Annotated in this window: 10 protein-coding genes; 4 read left to right on the top strand and 6 right to left on the bottom strand. The window is 72.2% G+C overall.

Translation table 11 applies throughout. The annotated features are described in order from the left end of the window. Positions 1 to 2: 2 nt before the first annotated feature. Positions 3 to 1,517 (top strand): anthranilate synthase component I, encoded by a 1,515-nt coding sequence (gene trpE / locus DK412_RS09740; RefSeq protein ID WP_109971793.1) that lies wholly within the window; start codon positions 3 to 5, stop codon positions 1,515 to 1,517. 258 nt (positions 1,518 to 1,775) lie between these two features. Here the strand turns inward: trpE and DK412_RS09735 are convergent, their stop codons facing one another. From DK412_RS09735 to DK412_RS09725, 3 genes are all read right to left on the bottom strand, one after another. Beyond that, positions 1,776 to 4,877, bottom strand: a complete 3,102-nt coding sequence (locus tag DK412_RS09735; protein ID WP_109971792.1) for an efflux RND transporter permease subunit — start codon at positions 4,875 to 4,877, stop codon at positions 1,776 to 1,778. A gap of 98 nt (positions 4,878 to 4,975) precedes the next feature. Further along, positions 4,976 to 6,196 carry an efflux RND transporter periplasmic adaptor subunit gene (locus tag DK412_RS09730; protein WP_109971791.1) on the bottom strand — a complete coding sequence of 407 codons (1,221 nt, stop codon included), beginning with the start codon at positions 6,194 to 6,196 and terminating at the stop codon, positions 4,976 to 4,978. Next, positions 6,193 to 6,867: a TetR/AcrR family transcriptional regulator gene (locus DK412_RS09725; RefSeq protein ID WP_245447528.1), complete on the bottom strand. Its 675-nt coding sequence runs from the start codon at positions 6,865 to 6,867 to the stop codon at positions 6,193 to 6,195. Before DK412_RS09725 ends, DK412_RS09730 begins: the two co-directional genes overlap by 4 nt. A gap of 139 nt (positions 6,868 to 7,006) precedes the next feature. On the opposite strand from DK412_RS09725, the gene DK412_RS09720 reads away from it, so the two are divergent. After that, a complete protein-coding gene (locus DK412_RS09720) occupies positions 7,007 to 7,186 on the top strand; it encodes a hypothetical protein (RefSeq protein ID WP_099901822.1) in 180 nt (59 codons plus the stop codon). A gap of 385 nt (positions 7,187 to 7,571) precedes the next feature. Here the strand turns inward: DK412_RS09720 and DK412_RS09715 are convergent, their stop codons facing one another. Next, positions 7,572 to 8,240 carry a DJ-1/PfpI family protein gene (locus DK412_RS09715; protein WP_109971789.1) on the bottom strand — a complete coding sequence of 223 codons (669 nt, stop codon included), beginning with the start codon at positions 8,238 to 8,240 and terminating at the stop codon, positions 7,572 to 7,574. 99 nt (positions 8,241 to 8,339) lie between these two features. After that, positions 8,340 to 9,188, bottom strand: coding sequence for a tRNA glutamyl-Q(34) synthetase GluQRS (gene gluQRS, locus DK412_RS09710; RefSeq protein ID WP_245447527.1), 849 nt, complete (start codon positions 9,186 to 9,188; stop codon positions 8,340 to 8,342). A 6-nt stretch (positions 9,189 to 9,194) separates the two neighbouring features. On the opposite strand from gluQRS, the gene DK412_RS09705 reads away from it, so the two are divergent. Together DK412_RS09705 and DK412_RS09700 are read left to right on the top strand one after the other, a co-directional pair. Next, the gene (locus DK412_RS09705; RefSeq protein ID WP_109971788.1) at positions 9,195 to 9,896 is read left to right on the top strand and encodes a DNA-3-methyladenine glycosylase; all 702 of its coding nucleotides are present in this window, start codon (positions 9,195 to 9,197) and stop codon (positions 9,894 to 9,896) included. A gap of 49 nt (positions 9,897 to 9,945) precedes the next feature. Beyond that, positions 9,946 to 10,626, top strand: coding sequence for an alpha/beta fold hydrolase (locus DK412_RS09700; protein WP_109971787.1), 681 nt, complete (start codon positions 9,946 to 9,948; stop codon positions 10,624 to 10,626). A 16-nt stretch (positions 10,627 to 10,642) separates the two neighbouring features. Here the strand turns inward: DK412_RS09700 and DK412_RS09695 are convergent, their stop codons facing one another. Beyond that, positions 10,643 to 11,425 carry an aldolase/citrate lyase family protein gene (locus DK412_RS09695; protein WP_109971786.1) on the bottom strand — a complete coding sequence of 261 codons (783 nt, stop codon included), beginning with the start codon at positions 11,423 to 11,425 and terminating at the stop codon, positions 10,643 to 10,645. Positions 11,426 to 11,583 lie beyond the last annotated feature (158 nt).

Below are 11,583 nucleotides of genomic sequence, written 5' to 3'. Positions count from 1 at the left end.
CCGTGCTCGTCTCACCGTCCCAGGAGGCCGCCGCCGCGGCCTACGATTCGGGCCGCCCGGTCCTCCTGCGCGCCACGCTGGTGGCCGATCTCGAGACGCCGGTCGCCGCCTTCCTGAAGCTGAAGGCGGGGCGCGACGGCGCCGCCTTCCTGCTCGAATCGGTCGAGGGCGGCGCCGTGCGCGGCCGCTACTCGATGATCGGGCTCGATCCCGACCTGATCTGGCGCTGCGCCAAGGGCCGGGCCGAGCGCGCGAACGCCCCCGACCTCGCCGCCTTCAGCCCGGAAGATGCCGCGCCCCTCGACAGCCTGCGGGCGCTGATCGCCGAGAGCGCGATCCCCGCCGAACCCGGCCTGCCCCCGATGGCGGCTGGCCTGTTCGGCTATCTCGGCTACGACATGGTCCGCGAGATGGAGCGGCTCGACGCCCCCCATCCCGACCCGATCGGGGTGCCGGACGCGATCCTAATCCGCCCGACCGTGATGGTGATCTTCGACGCGGTGCGCGACGAGATCGCCCTCGTGGCGCCGATCCGCCCTACGCCCGGCCTCTCGGCCAGGGCCGCCTACGAGGCGGCCCTGGCGCGGCTGGAGCGCGCCGCCGACGCGCTGGAGGGCCCGCTGCCGGTCGAGGCGCGACAGAACCCGACCGAGATTCCCGCCCCCGCCGCGGTCTCGAACATCGCGCCGCACGATTTCCTCGGCATGGTCGCCCGGGCCAAGGAGTACATCGCCGCCGGCGACATCTTCCAGGTGGTGCTGTCGCAGCGCTTCGAGGCGCCGTTCACGCTGCCGCCGCTGGCGCTCTACCGCTCGCTGCGCCGGGTCAACCCGGCGCCGTTCCTGTGCTACCTCGATTTCGGCGATTTCCAGATCGTCTGCTCCTCGCCCGAGATCCTGGTGCGGGTGCGCGACGGCGCGGTCACCATCCGGCCGATCGCCGGCACCCGTCGCCGCGGTGCGACGCCGGAGGAGGACCGGGCGCTCGCCGAGGAGTTATTGGCCGATCCGAAGGAGCGCTCCGAGCACCTGATGCTGCTCGACCTCGGCCGCAACGACGTCGGCCGCGTGTCCGAGATCGGCAGCGTGCGGGTGACGGATTCGTTCTTCCTCGAATTCTACAGCCAGGTCATGCACATCGTGTCGAACGTCGAGGGCCGCCTCGATCCCCGGCACGATGCCCTCTCGGCGCTCGCCGCGGGCTTTCCCGCCGGCACCGTCTCGGGGGCGCCCAAGGTGCGGGCGATGCAGATCATCGACGAATTGGAGCGCGAGAAGCGCGGGCCCTATGGTGGCTGCATCGGCTATTTCGGCGCCGACGGCCAGATGGACACCTGCATCGTGCTCCGCACCGCCATCGTCAAGGATGGCCGGATGCACGTCCAGGCGGGTGCGGGCATCGTGCACGATTCCGATCCGGCCTCCGAGCAGCAGGAATGCGTGAACAAGGCGAAGGCCCTGTTCCGGGCGGCGGAGGAGGCGGTGCGGTTCGCCGCGCAGGCGCGGCGGGGGCAGTAGCGGACCTGCTTTTCTGAGAACTGCTCTATCGCCTAGTCTACGAGCAGATGAACCCCGCCCCTATCACCCTCCGCGTCATCCCGGGGCTCGGCGAAGCCGAGAACCCGGGATCCATAACCGCTGACGTGAGCGGACGAGGCGGACAGCGTTCCGCTTCATTCTGCATCCGCGGCGGTGATGGATCCCGGGTTCCGCTGCGCGGCCCCGGGATGACATCGAGGGTTTCAGCCCCGGTCGCGGGAAAGGCCTGCGCCTCCCCTACTCCGCCGCCGCCGGCCGATGCGCTGCCTCGTGCCCCGGCGGCTCGTCCACCGCGCCGACGAACCGCCCGAGCAGCCGCCCCATCAGCCGCGACAGGTCGTCCATCAGCAGGAAGATCGCCGGCACGAAGACCAGCGACAGCAGGGTCGAGACGATCAGCCCCGAGATCACCGCGATCGCCATCGGCGAGCGGAACTCGCCGCCGATGCCGAAGGCCATCGCGCTCGGCACCATGCCGGCCGCCATGGCGATCGTCGTCATCACGATCGGCCGGGCGCGCTTGGCGCCGGCCTGGGTGATGGCGGTGACGCGGTCGACGCCGCGGCCCATCTCCTCGACGGCGAAATCGACCAGCATGATGGCGTTCTTGGTCACCACGCCCATCAGCATCAGGATGCCGATCACCACCGGCATCGAGATCGGCCGGTTGAAGATCAGGAGGCCGAGGATCGCGCCGCCGATCGACAGCGGCAACGAGAACAGGATGGTCAGCGGCTGGAAGAACGAGCCGAAGAGCAGGATCAGGACGCCCAGCACCATCATCAGGCCGGCGCCCATCGCCATCGCGAAGCCCTCGAACACCTCGCCCATCACCTCGGCGTCGCCGGTCTGGCGCAAGCTCACGCCGGGCGGCAGGTTGCTGGCGGTCGGGGTGCTCATCGCGAGCTTGATCTGCTCGCCGAGCGCGTCCGAGCCCTGCATGTTGGCCTCCAGTGCCACGCGCACGGCGCGGTCGTAGCGGTCGATCGCGGTCGGCCCGCGGCCGAGGCTAATGTCGGCCACCGCCGAGAGCGGCACCGAGGCGCCGTTCTTCGCCGGCACCTTCAGGCTCTCCAGCGCCGAGAGGTCGCCGCGCAGGGCCATTGGCAGCTGCACCCGGATCGGAATCTGCCGGTCGGTGGCGTTGAACTTGGCGAGGTTCTGGCCGATGTCGCCAATCGTGCCGACGCGCACTGTCTCGGCGATGGTGTCGGTCGAGACGCCGAGATCGGCGGCGACGCCGGGCTTGGGGCGGATGCGCACCTCGGTCCGGTCGAGCGGCGCGGTCGACATCACGTTGACGAGGTTCGGCAGGGCCGCGACCTCGCGCTGCATCTTCTCCGCCACCTCGGTCACCGTGGCGGTGTCGCCGCCGGCGACGATGAGGCTGAAGTCGCGCTGGCCACCCTCGCGGAGCGACCAGTAGCGCACGTCCGGCTCGTCGCGCATCAGGTCCATGATCGCCGCTTCCACGTCGGCCTGCTTGCGCACCCGGGCGTTCTTCGGCGTCAGGTTGATGGTCAGGGTGGCGAGCCGCACCTCCTTCTTGCCCGGCAGCTGGCGGCCGCCGTCGACGAAGACGGATTTCACCTCCGGCAGGGTGCGGATGCGCTGCGCGACCCGGTCGGTGACCGCGATCGTGTCCTCGAGCCGCGCCCCCGGCGGCAGCTCGACCACCATCAGGGTGCGGGCCGCGTCCTCCTTGGGCAGGAAGCCGGCGGGCAGCAGGCTCGTCGACATGATCGAGGCGGCGAACAGCGCGAGGCCGACCACCAGGGTCACGTATTTGTGCCGCACCGACCACAGCACGACCCGGTTGTAGGTCCGCATCACCGGACCCTCGCGCTCCTCGTGGTGGCCGTGGTCGCGCAGGAAGTAGGCCGCCATCATCGGGGTGATGAGGCGGGCGACCAAGAGCGACATGAAGACGGCCGCCGCGATGGTGAGGCCGAACTGCTTGAAGTACTGTCCGGCGATGCCGCCCATGAACGACACGGGGGCGAAGATCGCGATCAAGGTCGCCGTGATGGCGATGACCGCGAGCCCGATCTCGTCGGCGCCCTCGATCGCCGCGCGATAGGCCGACTTGCCGAGCCGGACGTGGCGGACGATGTTCTCGATCTCCACGATCGCGTCGTCGACCAGGATGCCGGTGACGAGGGTGATGGCCAAGAGGCTCACCGCGTTGAGCGAGAAGCCCATCGCGCTCATCGCCCAGAAGGTCGGGAAGACCGAGAGCGGCAGCGCCACCGCGGCGATCAGCGTGGCGCGCCAGTCGCGCAGGAACAGGAACACCACCAGCACCGCGAGGGCCGCGCCCTCCATCAGGCTGTGCATGGCGGATTCGTAGTTGCCGATGGTGTTGGTGACCGAGGAGTCGATCCGGTCGAAACGAACGCCCGGATACTCCTTGGCGAACTCGTCGATCTTCTTCGCCACCACCTCGCCCACCGAGGCGTCGCTGGCGCCGCTCGCCCGCGAGATCGCGAAGGCGACGACCGGCTCGCCGTTGAGGCGCGCGAAGGTGCGCGGCTCCTCGGCGCCGTCGGTCAGGGTCGCGAGGTCGTCGAGGCGCACCTTGCGCCCGCCCGGCAGCACGATCGAGGTCGCCGCGAGGGTGTCGAGGCTCGCGGAGGCGGCGAGCGTGCGGATCGACTGCTCCTGGCCGCCGACCTCGGCCCGGCCGCCGGCCATGTCGGCGGAGGTCAGGCGCAGCTGCTTGTTGACGTCGGCGGCGGTGATGCCGAGCGCCAGCAGCCGGTCGGGCTTCAGGGTCACCCGCACCTCGCGGGCGACGCCGCCCAAGCGCTCGACGCCGCCGACGCCGCGCAGGCCCTGGATCTGGCGCGCCACCACGTCGTCGACGAACCACGACAGGTCCTCGGGCGTCATCGCGGGCGCCGAGGCGCCGTAGACCATGATCGGCAGGCCGGCGATCTCGACCCGGGTGATGATCGGCTCGTCGATCGTCCGGGGCAGGTTCATCCGGATCTTGGCGATCGCGTCCTTGACGTCGTTGACCGCCCGGTCGGTGTTCACCTCGAGGCGGAACTCGATCGTCGTGGCCGAGGTGCCCTCGGTGATCGCCGAGGTGATGTGCTTGACGCCCTTCACCCCCGCCACCGCGTCCTCGACCCATTTGGTGACCTGGGTCTGGAGTTCGCTCGGCGCGGCGCCGGCCTGCGTCACCGTCACCGAGACGATCGGCACGTCGATGTTGGGGAAGCGGGTGATCGGCAGGCTGCGGAAGCTCACGAGGCCGAGCAGCCCGAGCACCAGGAAGAGCACGATCGAGGGGATCGGCTTGCGGATCGCCCAGGCGGAGACGTTCAGGCGCATCGAGCGGACCCGTTCACGAGAGAGGAGCGAAGCTCATATTTTTGCATCATTTTCGCCGCCGAACCGGTGACCTCTTCGGCGAATGATGCAGGGAGGCGTCAGGGACGCCCGGCCTCGGCGGTGGCCGGCAGGGCGGGGTAGATCGGGCGGACCCGGTCGCCGTCGCGCAGGAAGCTGCCCGCCCGGGCGACGACCGCCTCGCCGGCCTTGACCCCGTCGCGGGCCTCGATGAAGCCGCCGGCCGAGAGGCCGGTGCGGATCGATCGCGCCTCGACCCGCTCGCCGGAGACCACCAGCACGGTCGGGCCCGAGGCCCCGTAGACCACCGAGGCGATCGGCACCGCGACGCCGGTGCGCCGCGCCGCCTCGACCGCGCCGCGGGCGAAGGCGCCGATGCGCAGGCGCGGATCGGCCTCGAGCTTGACCCGGACCTTGCCGAGCCGCGTCGCCCGGTCGATCTCCGGGTAGACGACGCGCACCTTGCCGGAGACGGCGACCGGCCCCTCCGTCGTGTCGAGATCGAGGCTCGCCGGAGCGCCGGCGCGCAGGCGAGCGAGGCCGGTCTCCGGGACCTCGCCCTCGAGCTCGATCTCGCCGCGGGCGATCAGCCGGAACAAGGGCTCGGCGGAAGCCGAGGCCGTGGCGCCGACCCGGGCGGTGCGGCGGCTGACGATGCCGCCCTCCGGCGCACGGATCTCCGTGCGGGCGAGCTTCAGGTCGAGCTCGCTGCGCTGGGCGCGGGCCTGGGCGAGGTCGGCCTGGGCGATGGCGAGGCCGTTGCGGGCCGCCGACAGCTTGCCCTCGGCGGCCTTGGCGGCGGATTCGCGCTGCTCCAGCACCGCGGCGGTGCCGTTGCCGGACTTCATCAGCGACTGGGCACGCTCGAACGAGAGCGCCGCCTCGACCTGGGCGGCCTCGGCCTGCACGATGGTGCTGCGCGCCTGCGCCACCGCGCCCTCGGCCCGGGCGATGGCGGCGGCGTTCTGGGCGAGCTGGGTGTCGAGCATCTCGCGCGAGAGCCGCGCCAGCACCGCACCCTTGGCGACCCGGTCGCCCTCCTCCACCAGCAATTCGGTGATGCGGCAGCCCTCGATCTCGGGCGAGACCAGGATCTCGTCCCGCGGCACCAGGGTGCCGGTGACGACGGCGCGCTCGACGATCTCGCGCTCGGCGGCCACCGCCACCGTGACGGCGGGCGCCGGCGCCGCCGTGACGACCGGGCCGGCCGTGGGCAGGGTCTCGGCGGCCCCCGCGGGGGCAGCGACGAGGAGGGCGACGAGGGCGGCCGGAACGCCGGCGTGGCGACGGAGGCGGGTCATCGGGCAGGTTCCGGATGGGACGGCAGAGTGGACGGCACGGCGCCGGTCGGATCGAAGCGGCCCTCGAGCGCCGCCCCGATCAGGGTCAGCATGGCGTCGATGACGGGGCCGGGGGCGAAATCGGGCGAGAGGGCGCGGCGGACCAGGAGGCCGTCGGCCATCACCATGACGAGGCGGGCGAGCGCCTCCGGGTCGGCGCCGGGGATCGGCTGCACGGCGCGGGCCTGCTGCCGGCGGTAGAGGCCGGAGAGGCGTGCCGCGATCTCGCGCTCGAAGTCCCGGCAGATCGCCGCCATGGCGGGGTTGCGGGTCGCCTCGGCCCACATCTCCAGGCACAGGACGGCCTTCTCGGCCGGCGCCTCGGCGAGGTGGCGCTGCGCCAGGGCGGCGAAGGCCTGCATCAGGTCCGGGGCGGTCTCGATGCCGGAAAAGTCCTCCGCCACCGCCGCACGGTCGCGCTCGGCGAGGCCGGCCACGATCGCGTCCTTGGAGGGGAAGTAGCGGTAGAGGTTGCCCGGGCTCATCCCGGCCTCGGCCGCCACGTCTTGCATCGTGGCACGATGGAAGCCGTGACGGACGAAGCAGGCCTCGGCCGCATCGAGGATGCGGGTGCGGCGCTCCTCGGCCGAGTCGAGGCGGGTGGGGTTCGCAGGGTTCGGTTGCGACGGCACGCGGGGGAGGTCCTGAGAATGAACGTTCATTCTCTACACCCAAAGGGGCCGTTCCTGCAACGTTCGATCCGGTGCAACCTCCACCGACCGGCTCGCGTTGACCGTCCGGATATCAGTCTTCAGCGGGAGGACAGTTTTCATGGCCATCTTCCAGGTCAGGCAGGCCGCGACCGGCGCCATCCTCTGGACCGGCGGTGCCGAGAACGAGCAGCAGGCCCTCGACGCGATGGCACGCGAGGCGGGCTACGCGGATTTCTCGGCGATCCCGGAATCGTTGCGCGGCGCGGGCACCAAGGTGGACCGCCTGAATCTCGGCTGAGCCGGGACGCGTCGTAATCGTCGCCGATGAAGAGCCGGGGTTCGCGCCCCGGCTTTTTTCATGCGCGACCAGGGTCGGGCGGAATGGTTAAGGAAAGGTTGCAAGGTGTCTCGCCGGTGTTTCGGGCGATTCTGCGGCCCGTCCGGCGGTGATGGTGCGCGGGGGCATCAAGCGGCGACGCCCGTTGCTGGGACGGCTCGGATCGCGGCAAGAATTCCGGTCATCCCGGGGCCGCGCAGCGAAGCCCGGGATCCATGACCGCCGACGGTTCATGATGAAGCGGAACGCGATCCGCCTTGTTCTCCGACGTCGGCGGTTTGGATTCCGGGTTCTCGCCTGTGGCGAGCCCCGGAATGACACGGAGGGATGTCGACCGAACAGCCTCTCAGGTGATCCGCCCGATGATCGCCTCCCGGGCCGCCCTCGACCCGGACAGCCGCTTCTTGGCGCGTTCCAGCACCTCCGGCGGGGCCTCGGCCGGGGTCCCGGCGCCGAAGGGCGGGGCCGGCGCGTATTCGAGGGCGAGCTGGACCGTCTCCGCCTCCTCGCGGCCGAGGAGTTCGGCCACGACCGCCAGCCCGAAATCGATGCCCGAGGTCACGCCGCCGGCGGTGATCAGGTTACCATCGCGCACCACGCGGTCCTGCACCGGTACGGCGCCGAAGCGGGCGAGGAAGTCGTGCGCGTACCAGTGGGTGGTGGCCCGCTTCCCCTCGAGCAGCCCGGCCGCGCCGAGCACCAGCGCTCCGGTGCAGACCGAGGTGAGGTAGCGGACCTCCTTCGCGCGGGCCCGCACGAAATCCAGCACCGCCTCGTCCTCGAGGAGCGCGTTCACCCCGGCGCCGCCGGGGATGCACAGAACGTCGAGGGGCGGGCAGGTCTCGAAGGTCGCGGTCGGCACGAAGGGCAGCCCGGTCGCGGAGCGCACCGACTCGCCGTCCTTCCAGATCAGGTGGACGGCGCTGTCCGGCACCGAGGCGAAGACCTCGTAGGGACCGGTGAGGTCGAGCTGCTGGACCTGCGGAAAGACGAGGATTCCGAAGCTGAGCGACAAGGGCGGGCCTCCCGTTTGCGCGGCAGGATCGTATGCGGAGGGATGGGGTGCAAGGGTCGTGAGCATCTCTCCTCCCCGCGTGCGGGTGGAAGGCGTCGATCACGTCTGGTCCTGAGGCGGCACCTCGCCGAACCCCAGCCGCGCCCGCACCTCCGCCGCCCTCACCCCCCGCTCCCGCAACGCCGCCAGCGCCTCGGAGCGCAGGCTCTTCGACAGCTTGTCCCCCGCCTCGTCCCGGATCAGCCCGTGATGGTGGTAGCGCGGGGTCGGCAGGCCGAGCAGGCGCTGGAGCAGGACGTGGAGGTCGGTGGCGGCTTCGAGATCCTGGCCGCGGACCACGTGGGTGATGCCTTGCGCGGCGTCGTCGAGGACCACGGCGAGGTGGTAGCTCGTCGGCACGTCCTTGCGGGCGAGCACCGCGTCGCCCCAGCGGGCCGGGTCGGGGTTGCGGGCCGCCTCGGGCGCGCCCGGGGTGAAGGCGGCGTAGGCGAAGGGGCCCGGGCAGAGCGCGAGCGCGCGGGCCATGTCGAGGCGCCAGGCATGCGGCTCGTTCGGCACGGGCCGGCCGCGGCAGGTGCCGAGATAAAGCGGCGCCCCGTCCGGGTCGCGGGCGCCGCCGGCCGCGTCCTGGATCTCCCGGCGGGTGCAGGTGCAGGGATAGATCAGGCCTCGCGCCTGCAACGACGCGAGGGCGGCGCGGTAGGTGGACATCCGGGCCGACTGGCGCCAGACCGGCTCCGGATAGGTCAGCCCGAGCCAGGTGAGGTCGGCGACCAGCGCCTCGGCCAGCTCCGGCCGGCAGCGGACCGGGTCGATGTCCTCGATGCGCAGCAGCACGGTACCGTGCAGCGCCCGCGCGATCTCCGCGTTGAGGAGGGCCGAGTAGGCGTGACCGAGATGCAGGCGCCCGTTCGGGCTCGGGGCGAAGCGCAGGCGGGGAGACGGCACGGCGGGATGCGGACGCGACAGACCCACCACCCCATAAGCCCGCCGGGCCCCGGCGTCACGGGCCGGCTGCTCGATTGCGAGGCGGCGTTGCAGGAGGGCGTGGCAGCCCTGAAGGCCCTCGATCCGGTGATGGCGCGGCTGGTGGCCGAGGGCGCTGTGCCCGCCTTGCGCAAGCGCGCGCCGGGCTTCGAGGGGCTGGCCGGCATCGTGGTGTCGCAGCAGATCTCGACCGCGAGCGCCGCAGCGATCTGGGGCCGGCTGACCGCCGCCCTGCCGGACCTCACCGCGGAGGCCCTGTCGGCCGCGCCTGACGACCTGCTGCGTAGGGCCGGCCTGTCGGCGCCGAAGATCCGTACCCTGCGGGCGGCGGCCGCCGCGATCGTCGCGGGCGACCTGCCGCTCGACGGCCTGCACGCGCGTCCGGCCGACGAGGCCCACCGGCTGATGGTGGCCGTGCACGGCATCGGGCCCTGGACCGCCGACGTCTACCTGCTGTTCTGCCTCGGCCACCCGGACGCCTTCCCGGCCGGCGACCTCGCCCTGCAGGAGGCGGCGCGCCTCGCCGACGGGCATGAGACGCGCCCGAACGCTGCCGCCCTAACGGCCCGGGCCGAAGCCTGGCGGCCGTGGCGCGGTGTCGCCGCCAAGGTGCTGTGGGCTTATTACCGGGTGGCGCGAGCGCGCGACGGCGCGCCTCTCTCACCTTGAGACCTCGCGACAGCGCCCCCCTTCCCTCACCCGAACGGAACCCGACCCGATGCCGATCCTCACCGGCCCGCGCCTGATGCCCCGCTCCGGCGCGAAACCGCGCCAGCTCGTCGTCCTGCTGCACGGCTTCGGTGCCGACGGCAACGACCTGATCGACCTCGCGCAGGAATGGCAGCCTCTCCTGCCCGACGCCGCCTTCGTGGCGCCGCACGCCCCCGAGCCCTGCATCCAGGGCTTCGGCCGGCAGTGGTTCTCCCTCACCTTCCGCGATCCGCACGAGCGCTGGCGCGGGGTGAACCGGGCCGGCCCGACGCTCGACGCCTTCCTGGATGCGGAACTGGAGGCCCACGGCCTCGGACCCCACCAGCTCGCGCTGGTCGGCTTCAGCCAGGGCTGCATGATGGCCCTGCACGTCGCCTTGCGGCGCCCCGCCCCGGTGGCGGCGGTCGTCGGCCTGTCGGGCATGCTGGTGATGGAGGAAGGCACCGGCCCCGACGGCCTGAAGCCGCAGGTCCGCGCGGTGCCCCCGATCCTGCTCGCCCACGGCGACCAGGACGAGGTGATCCCGGTCGACGCCCTGTTCCTCTCGGCCGAGGCGCTGGCAGCCGCGGACGTCCCGGCGGAGTGGCACCTCTCCGCCGGGATCGGCCACGGCATCGACGACGGCGCCCTGCACCATGGCGGGCGGTTTCTCGCCGCCGGCCTCAAGCGGGCGGCGCGGCGGAGCTAGCCTCCGCCGCCGGGAGTCAGCCCCGCGCCTCCCTGAGGGCGGCCGCGGCGCCGGCCCGCAGGAGGGCGCCGTCGCCCGAGAGCGCGATCAGGTCGAAGCCCTCGGCGATCAGCTCACGGGTGCGCGGGCCGGACAGGGAGTAGATGCCGATCCGCTTCCCCGCCGCCCGGGTGCGGGCCATCGCGTGCTTGAGCGCGTCGCGCACCGCCGCGCCGTCGGGGTCGAGGCCGGCGCCGTTCGACAGGGCGATCGAGAGGTCGGAGGGGCCGATGAAGATGCCGTCGATCCCGTCCACCGCCAGGATGTCGTCGAGGGCGGCGAGCGCCTCCCGGGTCTCGATCATCGCCAGCGTCTGGCAGAAGCCGTTGGCCTCCTTGAGGTAGACGTCGGGCGCGAGGCCCGACAGCATCAGCGCCGGGTTCGGACCCCAGCTGCGCTCGCCGAGCGGCGGATACTTGGCCATCGCGGCGAAGCGCCGGGCATCCTCCACGGTGTTGACCATCGGGGCGATGATCCCGGAGATGCCGGCATCGAGGAGCCGCGAGACGGTGGCGAAGCCGCCGACCGGCACCCGCGCCAGGGTCGGCTTGCCGCGGGCCGCCACCAGGGCGATGGTGCGGTTGATGCTGTCGAAGTCGTGGGCCCCGTGCTGCATGTCGAGGGTCACGGTGTCGAAGCCCTCCGCGGCGAGCAGCCCCGCGACCGCGGGCTCGGGAATGCCGCACCAGGCCGTGATGAGCGGCTTGCCCTCGCGGAATCGCGCCGCCAGCGCGGCCACCGCTCCACCTCGTTCCGCCATCGTGGTCCCTCCCGGATCGGCCGCGTGGGTGCCGCGGCTCGTCGCGCGAGCTTAGGTCAGCCCCGGGTGCGCCGTCGAGGCGCGAACGCCCTCGCCCGCGACATGCCGCCCCCTCCCGCCACGCTTGCAACACCGCCGCGCGATGCGCATATCGGCGC

The sequence above is a fragment of the Methylobacterium sp. 17Sr1-1 genome (assembly GCF_003173775.1).
GTDB lineage: Bacteria > Pseudomonadota > Alphaproteobacteria > Rhizobiales > Beijerinckiaceae > Methylobacterium.
The sequence above is the reverse complement of the archived record's forward strand: the minus strand, read 5'-3'. Positions and strand labels throughout refer to the sequence as shown.